At 64.4% G+C, this 25,988-nt stretch carries 26 protein-coding genes; 6 read left to right on the top strand and 20 right to left on the bottom strand.

What is annotated here, in order from left to right; translation table 11 throughout:
- A partial coding sequence (gene mobH, locus FZE95_RS17240; protein ID WP_150302059.1) for a MobH family relaxase occupies window positions 1–1,742 on the bottom strand: 1,742 nt, incomplete at its 3' end.
- Between the two features lie 305 nt (window positions 1,743–2,047).
- On the opposite strand from mobH, the gene FZE95_RS17235 reads away from it, so the two are divergent.
- Genes FZE95_RS17235 through FZE95_RS17225 form a run of 3 tightly spaced genes read left to right on the top strand, consistent with a single transcriptional unit; the run spans window position 2,048 to window position 3,228 of the window.
- Entirely contained in the window at window positions 2,048–2,365 is a 318-nt protein-coding gene (locus FZE95_RS17235; RefSeq protein WP_009876619.1) for a type II toxin-antitoxin system PrlF family antitoxin, read from the top strand.
- Window positions 2,365–2,823 carry a type II toxin-antitoxin system YhaV family toxin gene (locus FZE95_RS17230; RefSeq protein ID WP_009876618.1) on the top strand — a complete coding sequence of 153 codons (459 nt, stop codon included), beginning with the start codon at window positions 2,365–2,367 and terminating at the stop codon, window positions 2,821–2,823. The genes FZE95_RS17235 and FZE95_RS17230 overlap by 1 nt, the downstream gene beginning before the upstream one ends.
- 27 nt (window positions 2,824–2,850) lie before the next feature.
- Entirely contained in the window at window positions 2,851–3,228 is a 378-nt protein-coding gene (locus FZE95_RS17225) for a DUF3742 family protein (protein ID WP_011871459.1), read from the top strand.
- A gap of 13 nt (window positions 3,229–3,241) precedes the next feature.
- Here FZE95_RS17225 and FZE95_RS17220 read toward each other — a convergent pair whose 3' ends face one another.
- The 17 genes from FZE95_RS17220 to FZE95_RS17140 form a co-directional block, all read right to left on the bottom strand.
- Entirely contained in the window at window positions 3,242–4,759 is a 1,518-nt protein-coding gene (locus FZE95_RS17220; RefSeq protein WP_011871458.1) for a conjugal transfer protein TraG N-terminal domain-containing protein, read from the bottom strand.
- A gap of 15 nt (window positions 4,760–4,774) precedes the next feature.
- Window positions 4,775–5,119 (bottom strand): hypothetical protein, encoded by a 345-nt coding sequence (locus tag FZE95_RS17215; protein ID WP_020924952.1) that lies wholly within the window; start codon window positions 5,117–5,119, stop codon window positions 4,775–4,777.
- Between the two features lie 11 nt (window positions 5,120–5,130).
- A complete protein-coding gene (locus tag FZE95_RS17210; RefSeq protein WP_009876614.1) occupies window positions 5,131–6,468 on the bottom strand; it encodes an integrating conjugative element protein in 1,338 nt (445 codons plus the stop codon).
- Between the two features lie 69 nt (window positions 6,469–6,537).
- Window positions 6,538–7,464, bottom strand: coding sequence for a TIGR03756 family integrating conjugative element protein (locus FZE95_RS17205; RefSeq protein WP_186353258.1), 927 nt, complete (start codon window positions 7,462–7,464; stop codon window positions 6,538–6,540).
- A 17-nt stretch (window positions 7,465–7,481) separates the two neighbouring features.
- Window positions 7,482–7,928, bottom strand: coding sequence for a TIGR03757 family integrating conjugative element protein (locus tag FZE95_RS17200; RefSeq protein WP_011871456.1), 447 nt, complete (start codon window positions 7,926–7,928; stop codon window positions 7,482–7,484).
- A 158-nt stretch (window positions 7,929–8,086) separates the two neighbouring features.
- Window positions 8,087–8,581: a JAB domain-containing protein gene (locus FZE95_RS17195; RefSeq protein ID WP_009876611.1), complete on the bottom strand. Its 495-nt coding sequence runs from the start codon at window positions 8,579–8,581 to the stop codon at window positions 8,087–8,089.
- 184 nt (window positions 8,582–8,765) lie between these two features.
- Window positions 8,766–9,530, bottom strand: coding sequence for a DsbA family protein (locus FZE95_RS17190; protein ID WP_011871455.1), 765 nt, complete (start codon window positions 9,528–9,530; stop codon window positions 8,766–8,768).
- A gap of 13 nt (window positions 9,531–9,543) precedes the next feature.
- The gene (locus FZE95_RS17185) at window positions 9,544–12,426 is read right to left on the bottom strand and encodes a conjugative transfer ATPase (RefSeq protein WP_009876609.1); all 2,883 of its coding nucleotides are present in this window, start codon (window positions 12,424–12,426) and stop codon (window positions 9,544–9,546) included.
- A complete protein-coding gene (locus FZE95_RS17180) occupies window positions 12,426–12,866 on the bottom strand; it encodes a TIGR03751 family conjugal transfer lipoprotein (RefSeq protein WP_003158644.1) in 441 nt (146 codons plus the stop codon). Before FZE95_RS17180 ends, FZE95_RS17185 begins: the two co-directional genes overlap by 1 nt.
- A complete protein-coding gene (locus tag FZE95_RS17175) occupies window positions 12,847–14,277 on the bottom strand; it encodes a TIGR03752 family integrating conjugative element protein (protein ID WP_011871453.1) in 1,431 nt (476 codons plus the stop codon). The genes FZE95_RS17180 and FZE95_RS17175 overlap by 20 nt, the downstream gene beginning before the upstream one ends.
- Window positions 14,267–15,184, bottom strand: coding sequence for a TIGR03749 family integrating conjugative element protein (locus tag FZE95_RS17170; RefSeq protein ID WP_009876606.1), 918 nt, complete (start codon window positions 15,182–15,184; stop codon window positions 14,267–14,269). The genes FZE95_RS17175 and FZE95_RS17170 overlap by 11 nt, the downstream gene beginning before the upstream one ends.
- Window positions 15,181–15,870: a PFL_4703 family integrating conjugative element protein gene (locus FZE95_RS17165; RefSeq protein ID WP_009876605.1), complete on the bottom strand. Its 690-nt coding sequence runs from the start codon at window positions 15,868–15,870 to the stop codon at window positions 15,181–15,183. The genes FZE95_RS17170 and FZE95_RS17165 overlap by 4 nt, the downstream gene beginning before the upstream one ends.
- Complete coding sequence (locus FZE95_RS17160; protein ID WP_003158639.1) at window positions 15,867–16,277, bottom strand: TIGR03750 family conjugal transfer protein; 411 nt, start codon at window positions 16,275–16,277, stop codon at window positions 15,867–15,869. The genes FZE95_RS17165 and FZE95_RS17160 overlap by 4 nt, the downstream gene beginning before the upstream one ends.
- Before the next feature lie 12 nt (window positions 16,278–16,289).
- A complete protein-coding gene (locus FZE95_RS17155) occupies window positions 16,290–16,649 on the bottom strand; it encodes a TIGR03745 family integrating conjugative element membrane protein (RefSeq protein ID WP_009876604.1) in 360 nt (119 codons plus the stop codon).
- Window positions 16,650–16,665: 16 nt separating this feature from the next.
- A complete protein-coding gene (locus tag FZE95_RS17150) occupies window positions 16,666–16,899 on the bottom strand; it encodes a TIGR03758 family integrating conjugative element protein (protein ID WP_009876603.1) in 234 nt (77 codons plus the stop codon).
- On the bottom strand, window positions 16,896–17,276 hold the full coding sequence (locus FZE95_RS17145; RefSeq protein WP_009876602.1) for an integrative conjugative element protein, RAQPRD family: 381 nt from the start codon (window positions 17,274–17,276) through the stop codon (window positions 16,896–16,898). Before FZE95_RS17145 ends, FZE95_RS17150 begins: the two co-directional genes overlap by 4 nt.
- Window positions 17,277–17,412: 136 nt before the next feature.
- Window positions 17,413–18,315, bottom strand: coding sequence for a bacteriophage abortive infection AbiH family protein (locus FZE95_RS17140; protein ID WP_017514686.1), 903 nt, complete (start codon window positions 18,313–18,315; stop codon window positions 17,413–17,415).
- Between the two features lie 104 nt (window positions 18,316–18,419).
- On the opposite strand from FZE95_RS17140, the gene FZE95_RS17135 reads away from it, so the two are divergent.
- From FZE95_RS17135 to FZE95_RS17125, 3 genes are all read left to right on the top strand, one after another.
- Window positions 18,420–19,094, top strand: a complete 675-nt coding sequence (locus tag FZE95_RS17135; RefSeq protein ID WP_011871451.1) for a hypothetical protein — start codon at window positions 18,420–18,422, stop codon at window positions 19,092–19,094.
- Window positions 19,095–19,245: 151 nt separating this feature from the next.
- The gene (locus FZE95_RS17130; RefSeq protein ID WP_011871450.1) at window positions 19,246–20,298 is read left to right on the top strand and encodes a DUF3800 domain-containing protein; all 1,053 of its coding nucleotides are present in this window, start codon (window positions 19,246–19,248) and stop codon (window positions 20,296–20,298) included.
- A gap of 100 nt (window positions 20,299–20,398) precedes the next feature.
- Window positions 20,399–23,023, top strand: a complete 2,625-nt coding sequence (locus FZE95_RS17125; protein ID WP_011871449.1) for an ATP-binding protein — start codon at window positions 20,399–20,401, stop codon at window positions 23,021–23,023.
- Window positions 23,024–23,052: 29 nt separating this feature from the next.
- Here the strand turns inward: FZE95_RS17125 and FZE95_RS17120 are convergent, their stop codons facing one another.
- Together FZE95_RS17120 and traD are read right to left on the bottom strand one after the other, a co-directional pair.
- Window positions 23,053–23,802, bottom strand: a complete 750-nt coding sequence (locus tag FZE95_RS17120) for a TIGR03747 family integrating conjugative element membrane protein (protein WP_009876598.1) — start codon at window positions 23,800–23,802, stop codon at window positions 23,053–23,055.
- Complete coding sequence (gene traD, locus FZE95_RS17115; RefSeq protein WP_150302058.1) at window positions 23,799–25,985, bottom strand: type IV conjugative transfer system coupling protein TraD; 2,187 nt, start codon at window positions 25,983–25,985, stop codon at window positions 23,799–23,801. Before traD ends, FZE95_RS17120 begins: the two co-directional genes overlap by 4 nt.
- Between the last annotated feature and the right edge of the window lie 3 nt (window positions 25,986–25,988).

Raw genomic sequence — 25,988 nt, 5'->3', positions numbered from 1 at the left:
CTCGGGCCCGTGACTTCACAGGTCCAAATGTTCAGGCCATTGGGCTGCTTTCGATGTAGCTGCAGCTTCTCGAAGCGCTTCTGCACCCACTGCCAATCCTGTTGATTCTCCTGCTTGGCGAGTGCGGCCACTTCGGGATGCTCCTGCGCATAGCGTTGGAACACACCCGGGCTGACCAGGTAGGCCGTCTCATTCACCGTATGCACGAGTGCCTTCGCGTCGTTGATGATGAGCCGTCGTGAGGCGATTCCCTGCTTCAGCCAAACCATGAACTGTTCCCCGGATGGCTTCGTTGCCGATGACCCAGGCGTAGGCGCGGGTGCAGGTGCAGGCGATGGAATGGACGTCGCGGCTGTTGCTGGCGCGGGGGTGTGGAGGAACTCCTCGGCATCCTGGCCAACGCCGGCCGACTCACCCAAGCCCACCATCGCGAGCAAATCCTCCATGACGTCGGGCACGGGCTGGGCTGCGGGCGGTGAAACGATGGTGGTGCTGTCGCCCTCCCAAATCGGAGGCTCTTGACCTCCCTGCGCTGGGTTCACCGAGACGGTAGGCGCGGGAGCCGACATGCAGGCGTCGTTTTCCGCGGGCGTCGCGTCGATCTCTACCGTGCCCGCGAAAGGTGCTGGTCGCTCGCCAGACTCCCAGATCAGCGCGGGAGCGAGACGCAACAGGGTGAACGAATGGGACCAGCCGGTCGTGCTGGTCACGGTCGCGCGCCAGACCGCTTTGCCGTCCGAGGTGGGCTGGAGCATGCCGTGGTCTTGCAGCACGTTGAACACGGCGGTGTTGTTCGCAGGAATGCCATCGATCCCCTGAGACAGGAGGTGTGCGCGCAGTTTGTCCGAAACCGTCTTGCTCACCAGCCACAAACCATCCTCGGTGAGCCAGCCATCGGAGGCTTCCGGCTGGTTCAGCTTCAACTCTTCCTTGAGCAGATAACGCAGCCCGTCGAGCAGCTTGCGTTGCAGTGCGTGCTTGGGTGCTGCCATGACGCGGGCCGGATCACCACCCAGCTCCTGAGCCACAGAAGCGCGATCAGCCTGCACGACAAGCTCGCCCAGGACCCCGGCATGCTCGTACTGTCCGGCCAAGACGTAGAGCAGCGGGGCCCATAGCGCCGGGTAGCCACTGAGCCAGTCCAAGACGTGCCGATCGAGCAGTTGGCGGTAGAGCAGACCTGTTGCAGCACTATGCAAGCGGTATTCACGATCCTCACGATAGCGGAAGCGGTACGGCTGGAGCAGCGGCCCGTGCCAGGGATGCCAGGTGTTGCCGTCGGCGAGTTCGACGTGCAGATCGACAGCGATCTTGCCGATGTCGTGCAGTAGTGCCGCGTAGGCGACGGCGGCGGTCCAGGCCTCGGACTGCGCCGCCTGGTCCTCGGGGCTGGCACCGATGGGCAGCAGATGGGACTGGCGCAGCTTCAGGCTGTAGGCGACGATTTCCAGGCCGTGGTCGAGCATGCCGCCCGGGTAAGCGTGATGGTGGCTTTCGGAAGCGGGAAATTGCTGGACCAGCTCGGCATATCGTTCCAGCGGCGTGCGGTACAGGGTGACGAACTGCTTGCGCGAGAGGGAGGTGCGCTGCCAGATGTATTCCAGCAGCTTCTGCCGGCGCGGCGTGGCCAGCAGCGATGCGGCCGACTCGGGCCGCAGCAGCCCTTTCGGGAGATCGAGGGCGGGCGCTGGCGACGGAGCGGCAGCGACCGGAGGTCGTTTCCGCTGGAACAGAAAGAGCATGCGGGTGTCCTGGTGGTGGGCCGAGCGGGGGGCCTTTTCGCCTTTTCGAGGTAGGGCCTTTCCCCTTGCACCCCATTCCCTTGCCCTTTCGGCCCTTTAGCCTTTAACCATTTGGGTATAGGGCGTGGGGCATTGACCGTCCACGGCCAATGCGAGGTTCGGCGGGCCGGATTGATGCGTGAAGGCTTGGTGTTCCCGCCCTACGATGGGCCGATTCTTGGACTCGGGAGGACGCCATGAGACCCCATATTGACATGGTAAGGAATATTCCTTACCATCAGGGCATCGCTATTAGGAGAACGGCCATGCCTGCCATTCATGAAGTTGCCACGCTGACCTCCAAAGGCCAGATCACGCTGCCCAAGCCCATCCGGCAGGCGCTCGGTGTCGATGCCGGCGGCAAGGTTGCGTTCGACCTGCGTGACGGAGAAGTCGTCGTGACCCGTGCCGACGCCGAGCACGAGGACCCCGCCATCGGTGCGTTCCTGAGTCTGCTGGCCCGCGACATCGAGGCGGGCCGGAACGTCCATGGTCTGCCCGAGGATCTAACTCGCGCCATGCTGGAGCAAGCGGGTCACGGCGTGAAGCTGGACGAGGAAATCGACGGCGAAGTGGAACTCTGATGCAACGGCATGGCTGGGCATTGCTGTTCCACGACTGTGTGATCGAGCAGTTGCAGAAGCTGCACGCAGCCGCACGGCGCGCGCAGGAGAACGACCCGGAGGGCTTCGAGTCCAACGCCAACGTCAAGCTCTTCCGGGCCTTGAACCAGTTGATATTAGATGTGGTGCCCGGTGATCCGGCACGCGACGAGTACCGCCAGGGCAACACCCTGGGGCTGGCCCACCGGCACTGGCGAAGGGCCAAGATCGGAAGGCGGTTCCGGTTGTTCTTCCGGTACGACTCGAAGGCCAAGGTCATCGTGTACGCCTGGGTCAATGATGAGCAGACCTTGCGGTCTTCGGGGAGCAAGTCAGATCCCTATGCCGTGTTCGAGAAAATGCTCGGACGTGGAAATCCACCAGACGATTGGAACGTATTGGTGCAGGCAAGCAAGCAGGATTGGAGCAAACTGGAATAGGCATTCCTCATGTAGCAGGAGACGACCATGAACACGACAACCCGCATCAGCACCGCAGAACGCCTCGGCCGCAGCGTTGGCCGTGGATGGCGCGCCTATGCGCGCGGCGAGCGAAGGTTGTCGTGTTGGCTCGCCTCCAAGGGGATGCCGCTTGCCGGGGCCACCGTGCTCGTATGGGTAGTGAAGCTGGTCGCGCTGGGATTGCTGTTCTACGCCGCGTTCTGGCTGGCGTTGGTGCTTCTGGTTGGGGTTGCCGCAGCATGGACGGCCAGCAATTCGACGGTCAATGATGATCGCTGGACGCAACCGGACGAACTGCGAAACGGCGAGGCAGGCTTTGGCCTGTATTCGTCCAGCGGTCAGCGGATCGACCCGCACGACCCGAACGATCCGTTCAACGACTGAAATGGGCGACCGATCAAAGCACCTTGCCGGTAACCTTGTTTACGCCTGATCCCGCGCTGTCGCGTGCTTCCTTGGAACCGACAGCCAGGTTCTGAGCGATTACCCCGGCTTTTACTCCGACCCACCCAAGCGCTGCCACCCAGAAAGTCGGCAGGACCAAGAACATCGTGCCGGTGACGAACATCAAAAGCATGTCGCCGAAGGCATTGTTCAGCCCCACCAGCGGGTCGAAGTTGGTATGCGGCCGGTTCCAGCCAAAGCCCCACCCGTAGAGCGCATCGAGGATGGTGCTGTCGATCCAGCGTGCGAGCTGAAACCAGAAGTCCGTGAAGAACAGCGCGAACTGGACGGTGCTGACGGTGACGACCATCTTCAGGTCATAGGTGCCCACGACCAGCACTAGCGGAATGCAGATCACGAGCGCCATCTTGAGCAGCGCGAGCACCATGGGCAGTGCTTGGCGCACTACGTCCATTGCCGGGAAGGCGGCGAGAGCCCCAACCGCCAAGCCAACATCGCTGGTGGCACGGTTGACGACATTGGGCAATGTCTTGTCGATCTGACCGCCGTAGTCCGTATAGACGCTGCCTTGGTTCAATTTCTGCTGCCGCGGTGACGCGATGGCGCGGATCACGGAGTCGTCCACCTCGGCCCGGCTCAGGAATCCAGCCCAGCCCGCCAGGCGATTCAGCAGGCTTGGGTCCACTTGCCCCAGCAGCCGCGCGCGCAGTCCGTTACTGCCGTCGGACCACCACTGCCTGCAGGTCGGGTAGCCGCCACCATTGGCAACCTGCGCAAGCCCAGCGTCGCGGGTGTCGTCATAGGGCCATGCCTCGCGCGCCGTGCTAGAGCGGTAGCTGTCGTAGTAACCGCCCGTGTCCGTGAAAAACCTCGAACCGATCCAGGTCACATCGTTCATCTGCGTTTCGTCCAGCTCCGGCCGCGCCATGAACAATTTGGCGCGAGCCGGTCCATAGCAATCGTGCGTGAAATCCGCCACTTCTTGGGCCAGCACCGGGTCGTCGATGCGTGTGGCATCGATCTCCATCCGCATCTGCCGCAGATCCGTGCCGCACGGGATCGCAGCCACCGAGGCGCTCGTGACGGCGCGCGAAAGCGCGTGCATGAAAGCCCACCAGACCGGAACCTTCGCCGACTGGTTGCTGATGGTGCTGAAGGACTGCGACCAGCCAGTTTGCGCGGGCTGCGGCACGCTGACCTGGCACTGCGCCGAGCGCGAGCTGTCGTACTGGATAGTGCTGAGGTCGACGTCGATGAACGGAATGCCGGCGAACATCACGACCACGATGGCCACAAATACTCGGTTCTCGATGCGCGCCGCCGAGAGCACGCCCTTGTTGCCTTCGTCGGCGCCCTCCGCTCTGGCCTTGAGCCATTCCTGGATGACGATCGCCACAAAGGGCAGCGCAAACACCCCGCTGGACACCAGCACGGCCCAGATGCCGTTGTTGACGATCCAGGACACGAGGGTGAGGTAGTACTCCAGGTAGTCGGTCGTGAAAAGCGTCATTGCCTCGATCTCCCCTCAAGCGGCCTGCATCAACAGGCTGGCTTCGAGCGCCACAATGGCAAGGACGCCGGCGACCTCTGCGCGGATCAGCCGACGTCGCGCCTGCGTGCTGTCTTCGCGGGCCAGCAGCCGACGGCGCATCCAGACCCATCCATAGGCCGTACCGCCGTACAGGCACAGTCGCCAGATGAAGAAATACCCTGCGGACGCCGCCAGCCACCGCTCCCAGGCCGCGACACTGCCGACCAGGTAGATGCCCGCGACGTTGGCCCCTACGGCGGCGGCCACGACCAGCACAAGCCATAGCAGGGTTTTCGCCGCGTGCCGGCTGAACAGCCAGCGTAGTGGACGCCAAGTCATGCGAGCCTCGCTCATGGCCGACCTCCCGGATTGCCCTTCTGGAGTTGGTCGAGACGGTCGGGCACCGGATCGCCCTCGTAGATGCCGCGCGAACCCGAAGCGCGCGTGCTATGGCGCTGAATGATGGCCATCGGCGAGTTGTTGGCCAGCTCGCGGCGCAGTTCCAGTTCCGTTTTGAGGTTCTGGATCTCGCGGTCGAGCGTATCGCTCTCCTTGTTCACGGCCTCCACCGCAAGCTCGTTGGCCGCGACGTTGGGCTCTTTCTTGCCCGTGAGCAGCGTGCGCTGTAGCAACAGCGCCTTCTCCAGCACGGAGGACAGCGCGACCTCGGACGCCAGGCGCTGCGACAGCAGGTGCTGGTCCGGCTCGTCACGCAGCGCCTCGATCACGCCGCGGGTGATGGGCAGCGATGCACTGCCAGCCTCGCGCAGGTTCTCGGGCGTCGTGTTCTTCGCCTTGGACACCAGATCCTGGAGCGCCTGCAGCTTGGCGTCGTATTCTTCTTGGATCAACGGCGTCAGCCCTACGCCGGGCGTCGTCTCGGTCTTGGTGCAGGCATCGCAAGTGCGCTGTTCCTTCTCGCCGAGTACGCGCGTGGCCCACTCGACGGCGGCCTGCGGCGAGGTCCAGGTCTGGCACGAGAGACTGCTGCAACTGGTCGGTGCGATGGACGATGTATCGGTCACGCCGCGGCCGTTGACCAGGTTGTAGCCGGCGCGGGTGACATCGCCGACGACCTTGATCGCGGGCTGGCCGGAGCCTCCCGCGTTGCTGCCCCCGACCCACGGCACACCGTCATTGCCGCGGCGCGTCTCGGCCTGCTCGACGGCCGAGACCGCATCCGTGCTCGACACCGCATCGCGCAGCGCCAAGCCTTCTGCCATCTGGCTCCAGCCGAGCTGCCCGCCCGCCGTCTCGGCCATCCTCTCCGCCATGGCACGGCACGTCAGCTTGGAGCGGTCGAAATCGAGCCGTGCCTGCAACACGCCATTGGTGAGCAGGTTGTAGAGGCCGGGATCGGCCCGCTGAATGATCAGTGCCGGCAACGACGCCACCGCGCTGGTGGCGCTTTGGATCACCGATGACATGATTTGCTGGAAGCCGTTGGTGACGCCGTTGAGCTGATTCTTCAACGTGGTCTGGATGCTCATGTCACCGCAGATCAAGTTGCTGTTCCAGCCCACGCCGACCCCGAGAGAGCGCATGCCAGCCGCACGTCCCATCGACACGGCGTTTCCGCCGCCGATCGAGTACATGACGTCATCGCCGATGACACTGCCGCCGGTCTGGTAGCCCAGTTGGCTCCAGGCCACACCGCTCGTCAGCGCGAGCGCACCGGCCACCGCCATGACGATCCTCGTGCGACGTACCCGGCGGGAGAACGGATTGAATGCAGGACGGAACTTCATGGCACCACCTCAGAGGAAATCGACGCTGCCGAGAAACACCTGGCCCCGGCGTTCGCAGCACGCATAGGGCCGCCACAGCGCCCAGGCGTAATCGCCTTGCCGGGCCTGTGTCAGGGCGCCGCTGCGCGGGAAGACCGAGCAGGACGAGGACAGGACTGGCGTGAGTTCCTGCCACTTGCCCGTCGAGGCATCGCTCTCCATGAGCGCGCCAGCCGGCCAGTAGCCATCGCGGGAGTTGGCGAGCAGCGGCTGATAAACGTGGATCTGTCCCCGGCGCGTGACGACATCGCCTGCGCGCTGGGCCACCACTGCACTGGCCTTGTGGTCGTCGGTCTGGTGCAGGAAACCCCCGCGGGGATACACGTTGCCCCAGAGGTTCATCGTGGTGCGTGCACCGACCTCACGCATGCCGGGAATTAGCGCCTCCGGGTAGGCCATCTCGGGCACGTTGTAGCGCCAGGCCAGCGTGTCCAGGGTGCCGAGCAAGTACGGCATGAACGCCGTGCCCGCACCCTCGCAGAAGTAGCCCGAGGACGACACGAACTGGTTGAACACCTCGACGCCCGGGTGCCCGATGACGTCCGCGTTCTTGAACTTGGCGAGGTTGTTTTCGTGGTCCTCGTTCGTCGTTCCGTCCCCGCCGGTTTGGGCGGATGGGTTGGGCGTGCTCATCGGCCGGACTTCGATCCAGGGGTTTTCGCCGGTGTTGCTGTAGCTGGAGACGATCGCATCGGGGATGTAGTGGCGGACCTTGATGGACGTGCGTACCGTACAGCCCGTCCAGGTGCAGTAGAGCCAGTAGCAGATCCCGACGACGCGGTATTCGAGGCAGTCTGGCGATGCCACCGAGCCGACGATGGTTGCGGTGTTGAGCGCGTAGCTGCCCGTGGCGCTGAGCAGCAGAACGGACGCCACGCCAGCACGCAGGCGGCGCATCAGGTCGAATGGGCGGGTCACGGCTGGGCCCTCCAGTGCTGCTCGATGCGAGCGACTGCGCGGGCCACATCCGGTTCGCCATAGACGACGTAGCGTTGATCCACCACGACGGCCGGGATGCTGGTGATGCCCAGGCTCCACGCGTCGGTGACGCCCTGGTAGGCGGAAGCGATGCGGCGTTGGAGATCGGTGCCGCCGCTGTTCAGTCGGCGCTTGACGATGGCGGTCGCCTGCTCGGGTTCGGCGGGCAGTTCCGCAGAAAGCTCCGCTTCGATCCGGTGCGCTTCGTCCAGCTCGATCAGCCGCTCGCCGCCCATGGTCTTGACCGGATGGCGGCTGTCGGTGATGACCAGCACATCGGCAGCGAATGTGGCCGGACTAAAGACACCCAAGGACACCGGCAGTGCAACGGCCAGGCCAAGGGCTCGCCAGCTTGGCGCGAACCTGGGAAAAGATGCTGGCATGACACGTGCCCCGGAAGTTGATCAGGGCCATAGTCAAACGCCGAATCCGGTGCAGCCCCCACAAACAATGCGCATCGCGGACACCCCGCATACCTGCTTGCTTCGGGGCAAGGAAGAAACGGAGGCCGAAGCCCCCGTTGTGATCAATGAACGATGCGCTACAGCAAGCTGTGCTCCGCGAAGGAGTACGGAATCCCCTGGCCAACGATGATGTGATCCAGTACCCGAACATCGATCAGCGCCAGCGCTGCCTGCAGTTGCTGGGTCAGCGCACGATCGGCGCTCGACGGCTCAGTGACACCCGAGGGGTGCTGGTGCGCGAAGACCACTGCGGCGGCTTTCAGCTCCAATACACGCTGCACGACGACACGGGGATAGACCGCAGTCGAATTGATCGTGCCCCTGAACATCGGCTCGTAGGCCAACACTTGGTGCATGCTGTCCAGGAAAACGATTGCGAATACCTCGTTGGGCTCAGCGACCAGTTTTAGACGCAGGTAGTCCCGCACGGCGGCCGGTCGGCTGAGGCACGGTCCGACTTTGAAGATCCGTCTCTCCAGCAGCGCGATAGCCTGCTGGATGATCCAGTCCTCACGCTGGGCTGCGACAGCGGAAAGCGACTCCACGCAGGAGTCATTGACGACGAGAGACATGGCGAACCTCCGGATGATGAGATCAGAGGGCGCACGCCCTGGGAGGGCAAGCCCTCCTGGGGATGAGAACAACGGAACAAGGTGCATCCACCACCACGCAGAGGTGATTGTTCGCGGCCAGGATGCGGAGCGAACGGGGAGCGGTCAGCGCAGAAGACTGCGCCGTAGCCTCAAGGACCGCGGGCTACCTGGGCATGTCGCCGACAACGTCGGCAGGCATTTCGGTGGCGGGTGTGGCGGGTGGTTCATCAGCGGACAGCATGTCCATGGCCGACAGCAAGGCATCGCCTTCGATCGGTCCCTGCAGCAGGATGGACTGACCCGTCTGGCGATCGAGCAGGCGCAGCGACGGCGTGGCCGTCACGCCGCTTTTCGTGGCTTCCGCGGCCTGGGCGCGGATGGCCGCGTCGACCCGCTCGCTTGCCATGCACTGCTCGACGGCCGGCGTCGATTCGGGGTAGCGCAGGCCATCGGGCAGTCCCAGGCCGTCGCTGCGCGTGTGGGCATAGACCCACTCGACGGCTCGCCAGAAGGCAGCATGCCCGCCGGCTTCGGCGACGCACTCGACCAGACGCGCCTCGGCCAACGCGGCCGGCTCGTGCGCAGCCAGCGGCTGGTGATGCCATTGCAGGGTCACGTCGGCGTTGCTGCCGACCCAGCGCTTGAGCTGCGGGAAGTACTCCCGGCAGAACGGACATTCCAGATCGGCATAGAGCGTCAGTGTGAAACGGCCCTCGGGGTTGCCCATTTTCCAGGGCGGCCCGGCCATCTGCGCCGTGCTAGCCGGCGTGGGCGACTGCGATGAGGATTCGCCGGGCGACCGGGACACGAGCCAGATCAGCAGCAGCGCGACCAGCGCAGCAGTCAAGGCCCAAGGCCAGCGGGGCCGCCTGTGGCGACGGCGGAACGCCTGGACTTGTATCGGAATGGAAGGACGCTTCTGCTCCATGGTGTTCTCCGGCTTACGACAGTTCCAAGGCCGGCGACTCGATGCCGCGTGCCTGGTCGATCTTCTCGGCGACCTTGAAAGCTGCTTCCAGCTCGGTGCAGCCGTATTGCTGCATGAGCTGGTAGCGCTCTGCCTTCTCTTCGGGTTCGGTTTGCGCGAGCGCGAGGTACAGGCTCGGCGGCACGGCGCGGAACAGCACTTCCATGCTCTTGGAGAGGATGACGCCCTCGGTGAATTTCCCCGCCTCTTTGCGCGCCGAAAGCATCAGCGCTTTCTGCGCGGGCGAGAGTTCGCGGAACCGGGCGATCTTCTCTACCTCGTCCGGCGGCATCGACAGGCAGATCCACCACTCGATCATGTTGAGCATGGGTTCCGCGGCGCGCGGCAGATCGTCGATATTCTGCGTCGCGAGCCAAAACCAGGCACCCAACTTGCGCCACATCTTCGTGATCTTCACGACGTAGGGCGCGAGCAGCGGGTTCTTGGTGATGATGTGCCCTTCATCGGTCACGTTGATGATCGGGCGGCCCAGGTACTGGTCGCGCTCGGCGATGTTGTTCACCGTGCTGATCAGGCTGATGTAGGCGATGGAAAGCTGCGCGTTGTAGCCTTCGCGGGCATAGGTCGCCAGATCGACCAGGGTGATGTCGGCCTCGGGCCACGGCGTGCCGTCGCGGTCGAACATTTCGCCATCGGTGCCTTGACAGAACATGTCCATGGCATCTGCCATCTCCAGCAGCCGCACGCGCCGCATCTCTGGCAGCGTTGGGTCCTGGCCGCGCTCGCGCAGCGCGTTGCGCACGTCGCGCGTGAGCACCGTGCGCTTCTCGGCCACGCAATGCTCGGCGGCGTCGAGGATGCACTGGCGGATGAGCGAGCGATCGGCCCGCGTCATCCGGGCCTCTTCTTTATCCTCGCCGCCGGTGATCATCAGCCGTGCGGTGATTTCCAACTCGCCGAGTACGTCGCGCTGCTCGTCCGCTTCCATGGCCGATGCATCGGGTGGCATGTCCTCGTCCAGCACATCGGCATCCAGCGTCTGCACGTCGCTCGGCGTTTCGATCAGCCGACGCGCGTCGGCGAACGGCGCCAGGCTGATGCCCGAGCCAGGGGCCAGCTTGACCCGGTTCACAGTCAGGCCCAGGCGCTTGGCGAAATCGCTGAACAAGCCGAAGCTGTTGCCGGCTTCCACGATGAAGAGGCGCGGCCGGTAGATGGCCGTGACCTGGTTCAAGAGGTTGTTGAGCGTTGCGCTTTTGCCGGAGCCGGTGGGGCCGAACAGGAACAGGTGCGCGTTCATCTGCCGATCCAGGCGGTTGAGCGGGTCAAAGGTGATCGGCCCGCCGCCTCGATTGAAGAACGTATTACCCGGATGGCCCGTGCCCTGGCTGCGGCCCCAGGCCGGTGAGAGGTTCGCCACGTGCTGGGCGAACATCAGTTGGGTGAACCAGTTCCGTCGATCCTGGCTCGGGTTGTAGCAGCACGGCAGCCAGCGCAGATAACTGTTCAAAGGCGCGACTTCATCGTCCTCGCGCACGGGCTGCAAACCGGCGTTAAGCATCACGTTCGCCAGATCAAGGCCGCGCCGGTCCAGTTCGGCTTCATCCCGGCCGCGCAAATAGAACGCCAGTGTTCCCCGGTACAGCTTGTGCGCGCTGCCGATCAGCGAGCGGGCCTCCTGCACATCCTTGAGCGTCTGTTCCGATGCCAGTGTTTCGCCGACTGCCTTCTTCGCCAGGTGGTTCAGGTGCGATTCGAGGATGTCCTGGGGGGTCGCCACCATGGTCAGACACATCGTCGTGTCCTCGGGCATCTGATCGAACAGCGTATTGATCGCATCGCCTTTGCGAGTTTCGCCAGTCAAATGCCCCGTGCCGGGCGGCATGCGCAGCCGGTCAGTGACCAGCACACGATGCGGCATGCCGTCGAAGTGCCAGGTGCCGTGCTCCGCGTCCGAACGTGGCTGGCTGAAGAAAAGCCGCTGGCTGAAATCCCGTCCGCTCGCCAGCTCGATCTCACCGTCTTCTGTCTCGTCGGGGTAGCGTGCCAGCGCATAGAAGCGTTCGCGGTCCTCGACCCCAGGGCCGAGCAGCGTGGGACGCGGGTTAAACCACCGCAGTAGCCAGTCATGGACGTCGGCCGCGACCATGCGCCGGGCCTGGATGCCGGCGTTCGCCAGCCCGCCACACAGGCGATCACAGACGATGTTCAGCATCTGCTCGGGCGTCTGGCCGCGGCGGCTCGCCTGCCCGGTGGCCCGGCGATAGACGACCATGCGCACGCGCCGCGTCTGGCCGCGCCAACGCAGCCGCGTGACCACCGTGTCCTCGAACAGCCCGCCCGGCTTCGCTACCGCGCGCAGGTGGTGTCCGAAGAAGCGAAGGTAGAACTCGGTGAAAGCCGTATTGCGGGCGCGCGGCTGCACGTAGTCGCGCAGGGTCTGCATGTACTGGTCGAAGCTGGGTTCGTCCTGGGCGTAGAGCTGGAGTACCCAGGGGTTCTCGTCCAGTTCATCGAACGAGTCCTGGAGCGCGTTCTCCAAGGCGTCGCGGGCATGCGCGAGCCAGCCGGGTTCCCGGCCCTCGGTGCCCAGCGGCACCAGCTCGTAGAATGCCGCGACCGATTGCCCGTCTTCCAGCAGCATGGACTTCGAATCGGGCAGGAACTCCACCCAGGGCAGGAATTCCGCGAACGACGGCGCGACGTCGTACAGCGCCTGCTCGTCGGCCACGGTCGCCGGCCTGCGGCCATGGACCGCCGTGCCGGGTTCTGGGATGCCGGCCTGGCGCAAGGCCTCGACGTGGCGTTGCCAGCCCTCCGGCCGCTCGTCATCGCCTGCGCCGGATGCGGCCAGCTTCGGCGCGGCCGACTTGTGCCAGGGGAGTTTCCAGCGCATCAGTAGTCCTCCACGCGCTCGCCCGGCATGGCGTACTGCACGCGCTGGTACAAGGGAAAAACCGTCGTATAGCCCGGCACGGGCACCGGGTCCGTGCCTGCCAGGTGCGGGTACACGTACATCACCAGGTCGGGATTCGGCAGGCGCTGGAACTGGCGATAGACCTCGTTGCGCGCTGTGCGCGTGTAGCGCATCTGCTCGGCGGGCGCGGCCTGTACATCCATCTCGGTCAGCGGCCGGCGCAGGCTCTGGCGCGCGTCGAGCAATTGCCTGCGTGCCACCTGGCCGGCGCCACCGCCGCCGTCACCGGCGTTCTGCTGCCAGATGTCCATCATCGTGCTGTCGCCGTGGGGCAGCAGCTTTTCCTTGCTGGTGGCGCAGCCGCCGAGCACCGCGACGGCAAGGGCCAGCGCCAGGCCCTTATTCAAGTTCGAGAGCATGGCTTTCTCCTGCACGGTGATCGACCTTGCGACCTTCGGGATCGAAATCGATGGCGAGCGGCTTTTCGAGGTGGACGGCGACCTTTGCGCCGGGTTGGACATAGACGGCGGCGAAGGCCTGGCCGTACAACTTGTTCACCCAATCGGCCATGTCGCGCACGCCACCGGCCAGGATGCGACCTACGGCCTCGTTGCTGGAAATGCCGACGCTGCCGATGGAACCGTCTGCGCCCACGTAGGACATCTGACCGCTGTCGCTGTCGATGAGCGAGGCCACGCCAGCACCCGCCGCGGTGATCAGCGCCTGCGAACCGAGGTACTGCTGGGCGTTGCTGCGCCGCTCTCCGCTGACGCAGGGAATGCCATAGGGATCGCTGATCCAGCCCAGGCCCCCACTTTGAGAGTTCTGCTGCTGGTTGTTCTGCTGGTTGCCGTCGCGGTCTTCGGGAATCGTCCGAATGGTCCCGTCATGGAACACAAAGGTGATGCTGCGCACCTGGCCGCGCACGCAAGAGAGCGTCCAGTCGCCCGAGGCCGTGCCGGAAAACACGGCGCCCGCCACGTCGGGAATGTCGATACCGTTTGCCGTGAGATTGTCGGGACCGACCAGGACTTTGAACGGATACGGATCGTTGACCGTACCGTCGATCGGCACGCGGCCGATCAGCGCCGTCATTGCCACCGATCCCATCAGCGTCGAGTTGGTCGGCACCGTATAGACCGGCTTGGCGCTCTTGACGCCTGCGGCGCGGGCGCCCGCGTTCGCCACGGTTTGTGCCGTGGTTTCCAGCGTGCTCTGCGCGGGGCCGAAGCTCGTCGGAAAGCTCATGCCGCCACCCGTGCCGCGACTGCCGTTACGCCCATCAGCGGGCTTCGCGTCGTCCGGCTCGACCCAGCGCACGCCGCCTTCCATGCCTGCCTCGTCGCCGTTACGCAGCCCCAGGCCCACGGGTAGATCGGCGTGGCCGCCGCCGCGCCCGCCGATGCCTTCCAGGCGCCGCTGCAGGTCGGCGAGCAGTCCCTCGGTCTGCTGGCGTTCGCTGGCTGCCTGCTGCTGGTCGCGGCGCAGGTTGGAGCGCTCGGTCTCCAGCGCCGAATTGATGCGCTGGTCGATCGAGTTCTCGCGTTGGCGCAGGCGCTGGTTCTCTTCGCGCTGGGACTTGTTGTCGGACAGCGCCGTCTGCAGTTCGGTGCGCAACTGCTTCACTTGCGCCACGAGCGTCGCCACGGTATCGCGGGGGGTATCGCCCTCGATGCCCAGCGCCTTCATCTCCTCCGGCGTGAGCTTGGCGCCGGCATCCGCAGCGGGCGGCGCCGACGAGCCTCCACCCGAAAACAGCCGGATGGCGACGAACAGCACCAGCAGGGCCACGGGGATCATTAACCACTTCAGGAGTCCGTTACTGCGCATGGCGGGCCTCCTTGTCGTCGGTGGCCTCGGCTTCGGGCTGCGGCAGATGCACGGCTGGGTCGAAGCGGTTGATCGCCGGCAGCAGCGATTGCGCGAGGCCGTGCCCCCGCGTCACCAAGTACAGGACGGTCGTGTCCTCTGGCGTCCCGCGCGGGCCGAGTGCTTCGTGCTGGAAGGTGGCGGTGAGGAAATCGCCCTGCAACACGCGCGGGTCCAGGGTGATCCAGCCGCCGCTGCTATTGGTGAGGCGCACGGCTGTGACCCACTGGTCTTCCAGACGCCACGAGGCGAGCGCAACTGCGCGCACCGGCAGCGTCGGCACCAGCGTGCCGAGGTCGAGATCGCGGCGCAGGTTCACCCGCATGACGCCCGGCAGCGGCTCCACGGTGCGCAGCGGTGCGTAGAGGTTCTGCGCGGCGAAGCGCGTCAGCACGACCGGAACCGGGGTTTCACGCCGCGCTGCCCGCGCGCCTGCCTGGTCCTGGGCGCGCGCCGGGGCGTCGTCTGCTCCGTCGGCTTGATCGCCATAGCGCGTCGGGGCGCTGTCGCCCTCGACGATGCGCACCGGCTCCAACTCGGCTTCGCCGTCCTTGGCCGGCTCGGCCGCGATATCGAGCAGAATCAGCGCGCCCGTGTCGGCATCCTGCAATTGCAGCCGTGTGGGCTCGATCGGCTCGCTCGCGCGCAGGTACACCGCGCCGCCCGCACTCTGCACCCGCAAGCGCTCGCCGACGCCCGCGGGCACGCCCACGCGGACGTTCCGGTTGATAAACACGACGCGCTCCTGCCCGACACGCAGGGGCACGGCCAGGGGCATGCGTTCCCAGCGAAGGATCTCCACGGCCTGGGCAAAAGGAGCCGAGGCGACGGCCAGCAGCCCCAGCAGTGCGAGTACAAGGTGCTTCATGGGGTTTCTCCTTGAGGCGCTTGCGGAGACAGGCCGCCAGGTGCCGGGCGCGACGGCTCCGGTGTGCTGATGCGCTGGGGCGCACCCTCGTAGCAGTCGAGCGCCAGGCCAAACGGATTGCGAGCGGGATCGATGTCCACCCGCGTGACTTTCACGGGGTAGCGCACCAAAGCCCGCTTGACTTGTTCCGCCCCGTAGTACTCGTCTGCGGTGATGTCCAGCGTCACCACCCAGTCGCGGTCGGACACCACGCGCACGCGCGCCGTGGGGTCGTCACCGTAGCCGCGACCGGGGATTTCGTAGATGCCGCGCACGCGCTGACGCAGCTCGCCCGTGGAGCGGCGATAGTCGTAGTCCGCCCGCAGGAAGGCCTGGCAGGATGGGGTGAGGTACGGCGAGAGCGTGTGGAGATTACGCGCATAGTCCTCTTCGCCATTCGTCGGCCAGCGGTTGAGGGTCTGAAACACGTAGAACGTGAACGCATAGACCGATTCGGGCGGCACTTCCCACCACTTGCGGGTACTGCCGGAGCGCAGATCAGGCGGGACGTGGATGGTCAGGTCGCGCGGAGCGCTCCACCAGCCGCCGCCCATGACCAGGGCGACGATGACCAGCGCGCCAGCACCCAGGCGAAGCGTCTTGATGTGCGCCTGCAGATGGGTGATCTCGTTCTTGAAGCGGCTCATCGTGCCCCCCTTGCAGCAGACCTTCGGGTGGTCCAGAAGCCGGAGCGTGAGATCAGCACATGGCCGCCCACCCAGCCCGCCACCAGCGGATAGCGCGTGGCGATGCGCCACTGGAGTTGCCGATACAGCCAGGTGTCGGGACGCCCACGCTTGAGGCGACGCAGGATGCCGCCCCCGATGAACACGCCGAAGGCCACGCCCAGCACGACGAACGTGGGCGCGAGCGCGATCGTGCGGAACACCCAGGACAGCGGCGCACCGACCAGCAGGCCGGCGGCGCCGGACAGGCCGCAGCAGATCCACAGCTCGTCGGCGGTGAGGCCGCGCACGACAACGGGATGGCGGTTGAGCCGGTGCGGAAGGAACGTGACCGTCCCGTCAGCACGGACGTGCTGCTGCTCGGACATACCGGCCTCGCCTTACAGGATGCCGGTGGCTTCGGTGAGCAGCCAGATGCCGATCACGAGCAGCACCGCGCCGATGGCGACCGTGAGGCCGAATTGGCCCCAGGTTTTGCGACCAGTGTGGATTTCCGCGTAGGTGCCGTAGGCGTGGTAGCACACGCCAATGAACATCGACGCCACAACCAGCAGGGCCACGAGCATGATGATGTCGTAGCCGTAGTTCCTGATCGTTTCCATGATGCCGTTGCCCGTGCCGCGGGTCGGGTTCTCCAGTTGCGGCAACCCCTGCGCGAACGACAGCGCGGGCAGCGCGGCGGCGCCCAGAGCCACGGTGGCGCGCTGGACAAAACGGGAAGTGAGGATGCGGTTTTGCATGGTCAGGCCTTTCAGGTCAGGAGAGGAGGAAGAAACTCAGGACGAGGTACATCGCGACGAAGCGGATGCAGACGCCGAGGAACTGGCGCTGGTTGAGGTGGCTCTCGGACCACCCCACGTAGGCCGTTCGGATGGCCCAGACGCCCCAGACGAGCAGGACCGCGAACACGACGCCGACCAAGACGGTCGCCATCGCGGAAGGCGCGATGCCGCTGTTGGCTTGAAATGCCGAGACCTGGGCGCCGTTCATGGCTTGACCTCCGCGGTCGTCGGCGATGGCTCGACGGCCCGCTCAGTGCGGTAGTCGCCGGCCAGTTCGGAGGGGTCGCGCGGCTGGGCACGCGAAGGTGAGAGGTGGGCCTGGATACCGGCGCGCACGCGCGCTAGGTCAGCCAGCAGCCGCGGGTAATCGAAGTGGTAGCGCTCTCCCGGCTGGATGGGGGCATGCGCGGCGCTGTCGGCGACGGTGCGCTCCAGCGCGTCGAGCTGGCGCAGCGCCGCGACCAGTTCCTGGCGCTGCGTGGGGGGCTCGGCCAACGCCATCGGGGACTGGCCCAGCAGGAGGGCCGTCACGAGAAAAGTGGGCACGCCGCGATGCGCGGCGCGCAGCCAGATCGGAGCCAACATCGCGCCATTCCTGTGAAATCAGCAATGGCTTGATCGTGGAGATCAGGGCTGCTTTAGGCCACAAACAATAGGAACTGGGGCCGACCGGATTAGGTGCGCAGCGATCCGCAAATACAGGAGCGAACGACGCTTTGTTCTACAGTGCGTCCCAAGAAGATGGCTGTCCAGCACCCGGCCACAAACCCAGGGCGACGAGCCGTTGTTCCTTATCAGGCCACTCTTGTTTGCTGCGGCATGCGACTGTCCATCGCGCCGCGGCAACGCTGGGCTGCTGAAGGAGCGCCTGGAAGTAGATCGCATCCACGGGGGACAGAGAGTGGCCAAGCACGACGACCTTCTGGATGGCTCCCAACGCCTGAAAAAACGTCCTATGCTGGGCGATCAGTTCCTCGGAACGCTTGAAGGTGGCTGAGAAGTAGTCGTCGATGATGTCGTTGGCTTCAGCCACCCGGGTATCGATCTCCTCGATATCCGGACGGTCGTTGAGCGAGGGGCGGGATTGGGGATTCCAGGCGTGGCCCAAGACCAACTCATCGTCTGCCGCATCGGATCGGCCGTGGATGTGCAGAACACGTGCCAGATCGATGCCATAGAGAGTGTCCAACGTGCTCGTGTAGTTGAAGGTCAGGAACAGCGCCTGTGGATCCAGCGTCGCAAGCCGTCGCGGGGCGGTGTCGTGTGTCGGGATGGGCAAGTCTCGGATCCATTCGGCAAAGCGCGTCCGAAGCCCCTTGGACAGTCGCTCGACGACGTTCCCCACCTCGTACTGAAAGTCGTGGTGCCCTGAATCACTCCAGTCCTCGGCACCATAGGCCCCCATGAAGTGCCCCAAGTTGTCGACCAGCATATCGGCATCCAGTTCAGCCAGGGCTAATTCCAAGTCGCACCAGTCGTCTCCGGCTGGAAGGTAGTCCTCGACCTCGCGATGAATGTCCCGGTCTGTGGCCAGGACATACTCCTTGAACTGTCCGAGGCCCGATGGAATGCCGTGCCACAGGTCGAATCCATTGCCGACTACATAAAGCGTGGTGGGGTGCACGGTGTGCTCCTTAGGTCCCAAGAATCCGAAGTGTCTGGGCATTGAAGGTTATGGTCGATATAGTAATATCAAATAGCGTAAATAACCCATTTGAGGAGTCAGTCATGAGCGTCGTTGCAGACCGTCTCGGCGTGTCGACCCTTGTGGGTACGCCCAAAGAGATTCAGGCTCAACTCGCTCGGTCGCAGGCTGACCACGTGCTGGTGGTGGCGTTCGACCACATCAAGCCCAGTGTTTTCGCGGCATTGGCGGAAAACTTCACCAACGTCGCTTCATCCATGTTCGAGGTGCTGCTTGAACGTCAGGACCGCGAATCGCTCGAACGGCTGGCAGAAATGCTCGTGCCGCGCAATCCGCTGTCGCCCCGGCTGCTCAAGGAAGCGAGCCTGCTGGTGCAGGCGCGTAAGGCGGTGTTGGAAAGTGGAGACTGGTTGACCGCCGCGAACATCGCACAACTCGCGGAACTGAGCACCCGGAACCCGAGCGCTCAGCCCAATAAGTGGAAGAAGCAACGCCAAATCTTCGCTATCAACCACGGTGGCATCGATTACTTTCCGGACTACGGGCTGGATCGTGACGCTGGTTTCCGTCCACTGAAATCGCTGGCCAAAGTGATTGAAACCTTCGAAGGACACAAAGACGGCTGGGGCATGGCTTATTGGTTCCGCTCCGAAAACAGCTTCCTGGGTGGAAATCGTCCCCAGGATCTACTCGCTTCGGCACCGGACCGTGTCATTGCGGCCGCTGTGGATGAAATTCTTGAAATGACCCATGACTAAGCGATGCGCCAATCTGCCCGCCGATGGCGAGCCACCTAGTGAACCATCCTCGGCCGCGTCTGAGCCTTCGCACAACGACGTCGGTGCCTACGATGCCGTGCTCGAATTGGCCGACAGGATCGGAGTGTCCATTGTCCAGGGGAAGAGTTGAATGGAATGCTTCCGGATCGATGAAAGTGGTTATACCGGCTTTGACCTGATGAACCCTGAGCAGCGGTTCCAAGGAGCGACGGCCATCGCCATTGAGGATGACGAGGCCGGGCGCCTGATCCGGGAGCACTTTCCCAAGCTTCAGGCGGACGAACTCAAGTACCGGGCGTTGGCTCGGCGCCCAGCCAATCACCCCCGTCTGATGGCGCTGCAGCGCGACTTGCTAACCGACCACAAGTGCGTGACCTACGTCTGCGACAAGCGCTACCTGTTGCTGCTGATGTTCCTGGACTACGCGGTCGAGCCGTTCTACTACGAGCGCGGCATGGACTTCTACGAAGACGGGCAGAACTACTCGCTTGCGTCGCTGCTGTATACGGTTGGACCGACGCTCCTCGGCAAAGGCGCGCTCGACCGGCTGTTGGTCAGCTTCCAGCGCGCGGTGAAGGAAAAGAGCTCGGAGGCGCTTGGGAACCTGATCGATGCGGCGTGCGCATCGCGCTGGTGGGAACTGCCGGAAGCGCTTGGCCCGCTTGCGCAGTTCGCTGCCCCTGAATGCCTGAAGGCGATCGTCACGCCGGGCGTCAACACCGATGCTGCTTTCGTGGTGCTGCAGTCCCTGGTCAGTCGGATGGAAATCATGGCTGACGGCCCGTATCGGGTCGAGCACGATCAGTCCAAGAACCTGCTCACTTATCACGACCTGCTGCAGCGGTACATCCGCCATGAGAAACCGATCACGTTTCGTCAATCGGAGATCGCCAGCATCACCTTTCCGCTCAAGCTTCAGTCCGTGACTCAGATCGATTCAAAGCACAGTCCTGCAGTGCAAGTGGCGGACGTGATGATCGGCGCGGCCATCGAAGCGGCGAATACGCTTACCGGACAACGCGCCGGGGTACTGGATGCCGAGAAGGTCATGGCGCTGTACGCCGATCATCAACTGATCCATATGCTGCCCTCGATCGACTTCGAGGAGCAAAAGCGTTTCCGTCAGGGATCCCAAGCGGGGCAGGTCATCGACTATTTTGCTGAGAACTTCCACAAACCGTAATAGCGAATGGAAGCATGACCCGCCTGTGCCTACTGCGCTGGCGACCGATCAACATCATCAAGGACGCCATCGAAGCGTCTTCCTGTGTAGAGGGGGCTGCATGGCAAGCATTCATTCGGAGTACCACCGCTTCTTGGCGCACTTGGCGCAACGCCAGGTGCATGACGACGTGTGCCGGCTCGCGCATCTGGTGCTTGATCACCTGCAACCTCTGGCTGAAGTTGGTGCAGCGCGCCGTGGACGCTCCACCCGCATGGCGCCACTGGCCGTCGCCCATTTGGCGCAGATGCCGGTCGCGTACCAGGGAGATGGCCACGGACCCGAAGTCGGGCCGGCGCTGGGGCGCCTGCGCCAGCTTGAGGTGGGACCGTTTCGCGGATTCATGCGGCAAGAGACATTCGACCTCAGCCACGACATCACTTTGGTCTATGGCGCCAACGGTACCGGCAAGAGCAGCTTCTGCGAGGCGCTGGAAGTGGCGATGCTCGGCTCCATCAGCGAGGCCCAAGTCAAGCGGGTCGACCAACGGACATACTGCAACAATGCCCGGTTGCGTCGCCATGTCGCGCCCGTCCTGTCTTCCGGAGCACCAGACCAGGCCCAGGCTGTGCAGCCCAACGAAGCGGAGTACCGCTTCTGCTTCATCGAAAAGAACCGCCTCGATGACTTCGCCCGCATCGCGGCGCGTACTCCGGGCGATCAGCGGCAGCTCATCGCTACCTTGTTTGGCGTGGATCAGTTCAGCGACTTCGTGCGCGGCTTCAATCCCGCGCTCGACCAAGACCTGATGCTCGTCGGCGCCCAGGCTACTCAACTCGCGCAGCGGCGCTTGCAGTTGGCGAACTCTGAACAGACGATCGCTGCTTATCCGCAAAAGATCGCGGCGGTGGAGAACTCCGAGCAAGCGCTGGCGCAACGAATGTCGCCCGGCGCGACGTACCAGGCTTGCGTTGACTGGCTGCTCGGCACACCGGAGCAGCAAGGGCGGCTGCCGTACGTCCAGGCGCAACTGGTTGCCGTCCCACCTGCCGTTCATGAGGTGAGCCAAGCGCGGCTGCAGACGCTGCTGGATGAGGCTTATCACCTTCAAGGCCTGTGGCAGGCGGCCACCGGACAGCTTTCGGCGCGTGCTGGGGAAGTGTCGTACGCTAAGCTCTACGAGGCTGTGCTGGCCTTGACTGACGGGGCGACCACCTGTCCCGCATGCGGAACCGGATTGGCTGCTGTCGCACAGGATCCTTTCGCCAAGGCCCGCACGGGCCTGGAGCAGCTCGCGCAGTTGGCCACCCTCCAGCAGCAGGAAGCCGGCCTACGGACGCAGTTGAGCGAGGCGGTGCGGGCGCTGTGGGACGAGATGCGTCGGGTAGTCGCGGTTGGCGCAAACGCTTGTCCTGCACAGTTGCAGGCAGCAGGCCTGCCTCCATTGCCGCCTACCTCGACAGGCGCCTGGCTTGGCGCATGGGTCGATGGCGACCGGCGTGCCTGGAACGCTCTGCTGCAGGTCACGGAAATCATCGAGCGCGCCGACGCGCAAGCCCGCGAAGCGCATGCCCTGCGCGGGGCGCTGGCCCGGGAGCGGGACGCACTGGACCAGCACCGGCTGGAGATCGAACGGCTGCGGACCATACGCATGACAGCCGACCAAGAAATGGCCGCTGCCCGCCAGACCGTGGCCCAATTTGACGAGGCGAACCGTGAGTTGATCGAGTCGGTCGCAACCGAAGTGCCGGTAGTCGCGCACCACCTGCGGGTCAAGGCCGCCTACGACGGCTTCTTGCCCGAAATCCAAGCCTACTTGGCCGCATTGCCGGGCGTGCTGCTCCAGGGCCTCGGAGAACAGGCACGCAATCTGTACAACGCATTCAATCGTGCTGATCCGCCTGGCGACCTCTTGCACGCGTTGTGGCTGCCTGTCGCCGAAAACGGCAAGATCGAAGTAGAGTTCACCGGTGAGCCTGGCGTGCGCTATGACGCGCTGGTGGTCTTCAGCGAAGGGCATATCAAGTGCCTGGGTCTGGCGATTCTGCTGGCGAAGAACATCGCGCAGGGGTGCCCCGTGGTCATTTTCGATGACGTCGTCAACGCGATCGACGATGACCATCGTGACGGAATCTGGCGTACCTTCTTCGAGGATGGCTTGCTCGTCGGCAAGCAGGTCATCCTCACCTCACACGCCGAGGAGTTTCTGCACCGGATCCAGCAGGAATTGGGCGCCCGGCGGGCCGGGTCCATCAAGCGCTACAAGTTCCTCCCGCACCAGGGCGAGCATGAGCTGCGCGTTGACAGCGATCCACCGACGAAGAACTACGTCCTGTTGGCCCAGCAGGCGTTGGCAGCCGATGAGAAGCGTGAGGCGCTGCGCCAGGCGCGGCCCGCGCTGGAGAGTCTGACTGACCGTCTCTGGACTTGGCTGGGCCGGCGAGCAGATGGGCGCATCGAACTCAAGCTAGGCGGGCCACGCTCCCCCTGGGAATTGAACAACAAATGCGCAAAGTTGAGATCAGCCGTCGATCGCATCTCCGCGCAGCATGCTGGCGCGCCAGACGTCGTTGTCGCTTTGACCCGGCTGCTTGGTGTTGGTGCAGGAAGCATTGAATGGGGGTGTCTCAACAGCGGTGTCCACGATTCCCAGCGAGACCACGAGTTCGACCGCTCCTTAGTGAGAGTCATTGTCGAATCGATTACGGCGTTGGACGCTGCGTTAGATGTTCTGCAGAACCGATGAGCACTACAGCCACGCGGGACAGCATTCGCCTAAAGGTATTTCTTGAAGCTGCCCGCGGTCAGGCTCACGGCCAGCCCCAGCAAGGCGGCGCTCGGCAGCAGAATCAGCAGTGGATGCACCGAGATCGGCAAGGCCAGGTACGTGACCCAGGGCAGAACGGCCAGCGGCATCAGGCTTGCTTTCGCGCGGTGGTAGATGAAGCCCGATTCGCGGCCCGCGCCGAACCGGCGCACGTCCCTCCGCACTAGGCCGTCGATCAGGCCGACGAATGCCGCGGTGAGGATCAGCGGCAACGTGAGCACCAGGACCAGCAGGCGCACAAGGAAGGTCAGCGTCGTGAAGGCTGCGGCGATCAGGTAGCTCTCGGTCCAGACATAGGCCTGGCTGATGTAGTAGCGAAAGTTGCGTGTCTGCCCGTGGCTGGGTGCACGGGCGCGCTCGGCGGTCTGGCTCATGCGCTCCAGCAAGCCCGAGCGCACGAACACCCATTCGTATCCGGTATCCACCAGCTCGTGCGCCGTGCGCCCCGGTTCCTGCACGACCACGCTGCGCGTGAAGTGGTTGGACAGGTGCCCCAACTCGTACTGCAACATCTGCTGGGAGTGTCGCCAGCCCTCGTCCTTCCAGAACAGGTGCATTCCGACGCACTCCACGACAATGGAGAACAGCAGCGAGCCGATCAGCACCCCCAGCAGCCGGAACGGCAAGGTGATGGTGCCGACGATCAGGCCTTGGCGCTGGTTCTGCTCCCGCTGCGCGGTCGAGGCGGCATCCTTCATGGCGAGGCCTCATTGCCGGCGCTGTCGTCGGTGGCCACCGGGCCAGGTTCGGCCGCAGCGGCATCATCCAACAGGTCGTCGGGCAAGGCCCCGTCCTGCAACGCCGGGGAACTGGTGAGCTCCCACCACTGCGTGGCCTCGCTGTAGCTCTGGCGCATGTAGCCCGCCAGTTGTTGCAGATCCTGCGGCATGACCTCATCGGGGTCCGGTGCCGGCAGCGGCATGCGAACCTTCCAAAGCTGGCCGCCCTGCAACAATGCGAAACATTGGCCCTTGGGTAAGGCGACGACGTGCGACGGCTCGATCATCGGCACGCTGGACATGCTGATGCGGTCCTGCGTGTTGCTGGTGAAGTCCGTCGCGCCGCGGATGTCCGAGCTGTCGGTCGCGCCGGAGACGATGGTGGTCGTATAGACCTCGACCTTCGGCAATTGCCGGGTCAGCAGTTCGGCGGTGGCCGTCTCCCTGACCCTCAGCATGAACAGATTGTTGAAATTGCCAATCACTTGACCCGCTTTGGCGCGGTTCCCGATACGGGCCTCGATGTCCGAAAGCGTCTGCGTGTACGCGGTGACCTGCAGACCGGCGCCGCCGCCTTTGTTGATCAGCGGCACGAACTCGTCACCCATCAGTTCATTGAATTCATCCGCGTGGACGTTGATCGGCACGCGCGTGCCAGCCGATGCGCCCGGCAGGCCGTCATCGATCCCGTGCTTGTAGATATGGCCTGCCACCGAAACGAGATCGCTGAACATCGAGTTGCCGACCGCTGCGGCGACCTCGGCATCGGATAGCGCGTCCAGGCCCACATAGACGACTGCGCGCTTTCGGATGACCTGCATCCAATCGAAGATCGGGCGGGGGTCGGCCAGGTCGGAATAGTTCGGCGCCAGAAGCTGGGAAATCTTCCCGCTGGTGAGCTTCTCCAGCAGCGGCAGCAAAGACGCGACGATCTTGTCGAAATACGTCTTGTCGTAGCGAACCGCCGAGCGCAGGCCGTCGAGCACCGGGTCGTAGTTACGGGCCTGGGATAGGTACTGCTCCAGCGCCACCACGCGCTTCTCGCGCCCAATCATGTTGCGCGGGATGTTCTTCTCGTTGAGCTTGGCCTCGATCTGGACGATCACCTCCCAGGCTTTGGGCTCGGTCTTGGCGAAGTAGTGCTGGGCGTACTCGATGAACAGCGCGTCGATGTTGATGACGTGCCGCTGGATCAGCATGTAGTCCGGGCGCTGCCCCAGTTCCACCAAGGCGCGGGCAATGATGTTGACGAAGCGCCACGCGAATTCCCTGAAGGCTGCGCTGTTGCCTTCGCCGGAGAGCTGCCCCGCGATGCGGGTGGCGACTTCCGAGATGCGACCGAATCGGCCTACGGCGTTGTAGCGTGCCGAAATGTCCGGCCACCCCAAATGGAAGACATAGAACTCGCCTTCGCGGCCCGCGCGCTTGGCCTCGACATACATCCGCTTCAGGAGATCGGCATCTCCTTTGGGGTCGATGACGATCACGACCTCGTGTTCGCCCGCGGCGTTCCTCCGGCGGATGTCTTGAGTGACGAAGAGTTCGGCCAAACGTGTTTTGCCCACCCTTGTCGTTCCCAAAACCAAGGAGTGGCCCACGCGCTCACCCAGCGGCAGGCTGACGTCCACCTCGTCGGGTTCGATGCCGTGCAGGCGCGGCAGGCCGCCCACTGGCGGCAGCGGCCGCACCGGATTGAAAGGCACGTCCCAGCCGGTGAGTTTCGATAGCCGGGACAGCGGGAACGGCGCGAACTCCAGCCGTTCCTCCAGGCGCCGGGCCAGCCGATAGGCCGGCGTCGGCTCGACGTAGCGCCGAAACTCTGGCCGGTACGTCTGCATGAGCCTATGGGTGTGTTTCTGCTCCCACAGAAAGCCGCGTCCCACAAACAGACGTTGCTGGCTGACCGGCACGTCCTTGCTGGTCATCACGTAGCGCGGCAGGCGACGGATGTTGCGCCGGTAGCACAGGATGACGCGGGCATCGCGGTAGCGGATCGCGCCATAGGCTCCGAACGCCAGCGCGCTGCCGACACCCATGGCGGGGCTCAGCGCGAGCGACCACGGGGCCACCAGGGACAGAAACGCGGCGCCTGCACACGCCGCGACGGTATATAGCTCCACCGCTGGGCGAAGCAGAACCTCGACCGGCTGTTTCCCCGACATGGC

It is taken from the genome of Pseudomonas profundi, from assembly GCF_008638305.1.
GTDB lineage: Bacteria > Pseudomonadota > Gammaproteobacteria > Pseudomonadales > Pseudomonadaceae > Halopseudomonas > Halopseudomonas profundi.
Note: the sequence above shows the minus strand (reverse complement) of the source record. Positions and strands in the feature narration are given on the sequence as shown.

Excerpts from the sequence above, each read along its gene's own strand:
- FZE95_RS17170 (WP_009876606.1), bottom strand. The coding sequence starts at position 15,184 with ATGAAGCACCTTGTACTCGCACTGCTGGGGCTGCTGGCCGTCGCCTCG.
- FZE95_RS17120 (WP_009876598.1), bottom strand. The coding sequence starts at position 23,802 with ATGAAGGATGCCGCCTCGACCGCGCAGCGGGAGCAGAACCAGCGCCAA.
- FZE95_RS17145 (WP_009876602.1), bottom strand. The coding sequence starts at position 17,276 with ATGTTGGCTCCGATCTGGCTGCGCGCCGCGCATCGCGGCGTGCCCACT.
- FZE95_RS17215 (WP_020924952.1), bottom strand. The coding sequence starts at position 5,119 with ATGACTTGGCGTCCACTACGCTGGCTGTTCAGCCGGCACGCGGCGAAA.
- FZE95_RS17135 (WP_011871451.1), top strand. The coding sequence starts at position 18,420 with ATGAGCGTCGTTGCAGACCGTCTCGGCGTGTCGACCCTTGTGGGTACG.
- FZE95_RS17185 (WP_009876609.1), bottom strand. The coding sequence starts at position 12,426 with ATGCGCTGGAAACTCCCCTGGCACAAGTCGGCCGCGCCGAAGCTGGCC.
- FZE95_RS17180 (WP_003158644.1), bottom strand. The coding sequence starts at position 12,866 with ATGCTCTCGAACTTGAATAAGGGCCTGGCGCTGGCCCTTGCCGTCGCG.
- FZE95_RS17125 (WP_011871449.1), top strand. The coding sequence starts at position 20,399 with ATGGCAAGCATTCATTCGGAGTACCACCGCTTCTTGGCGCACTTGGCG.
- FZE95_RS17130 (WP_011871450.1), top strand. The coding sequence starts at position 19,246 with ATGGAATGCTTCCGGATCGATGAAAGTGGTTATACCGGCTTTGACCTG.
- FZE95_RS17175 (WP_011871453.1), bottom strand. The coding sequence starts at position 14,277 with ATGCGCAGTAACGGACTCCTGAAGTGGTTAATGATCCCCGTGGCCCTG.
- FZE95_RS17165 (WP_009876605.1), bottom strand. The coding sequence starts at position 15,870 with ATGAGCCGCTTCAAGAACGAGATCACCCATCTGCAGGCGCACATCAAG.
- FZE95_RS17220 (WP_011871458.1), bottom strand. The coding sequence starts at position 4,759 with ATGACGCTTTTCACGACCGACTACCTGGAGTACTACCTCACCCTCGTG.
- FZE95_RS17225 (WP_011871459.1), top strand. The coding sequence starts at position 2,851 with ATGAACACGACAACCCGCATCAGCACCGCAGAACGCCTCGGCCGCAGC.
- traD (WP_150302058.1), bottom strand. The coding sequence starts at position 25,985 with ATGTCGGGGAAACAGCCGGTCGAGGTTCTGCTTCGCCCAGCGGTGGAG.
- FZE95_RS17210 (WP_009876614.1), bottom strand. The coding sequence starts at position 6,468 with ATGGCGGTGGCCGGTGCGCTCGCGCTGACGAGCGGTGTGGCCTGGAGC.
- FZE95_RS17150 (WP_009876603.1), bottom strand. The coding sequence starts at position 16,899 with ATGAACGGCGCCCAGGTCTCGGCATTTCAAGCCAACAGCGGCATCGCG.
- FZE95_RS17205 (WP_186353258.1), bottom strand. The coding sequence starts at position 7,464 with ATGCGCCGCCTGCGTGCTGGCGTGGCGTCCGTTCTGCTGCTCAGCGCC.
- FZE95_RS17200 (WP_011871456.1), bottom strand. The coding sequence starts at position 7,928 with ATGCCAGCATCTTTTCCCAGGTTCGCGCCAAGCTGGCGAGCCCTTGGC.
- FZE95_RS17160 (WP_003158639.1), bottom strand. The coding sequence starts at position 16,277 with ATGTCCGAGCAGCAGCACGTCCGTGCTGACGGGACGGTCACGTTCCTT.
- FZE95_RS17155 (WP_009876604.1), bottom strand. The coding sequence starts at position 16,649 with ATGCAAAACCGCATCCTCACTTCCCGTTTTGTCCAGCGCGCCACCGTG.
- FZE95_RS17190 (WP_011871455.1), bottom strand. The coding sequence starts at position 9,530 with ATGGAGCAGAAGCGTCCTTCCATTCCGATACAAGTCCAGGCGTTCCGC.
- FZE95_RS17195 (WP_009876611.1), bottom strand. The coding sequence starts at position 8,581 with ATGTCTCTCGTCGTCAATGACTCCTGCGTGGAGTCGCTTTCCGCTGTC.
- FZE95_RS17235 (WP_009876619.1), top strand. The coding sequence starts at position 2,048 with ATGCCTGCCATTCATGAAGTTGCCACGCTGACCTCCAAAGGCCAGATC.
- FZE95_RS17230 (WP_009876618.1), top strand. The coding sequence starts at position 2,365 with ATGCAACGGCATGGCTGGGCATTGCTGTTCCACGACTGTGTGATCGAG.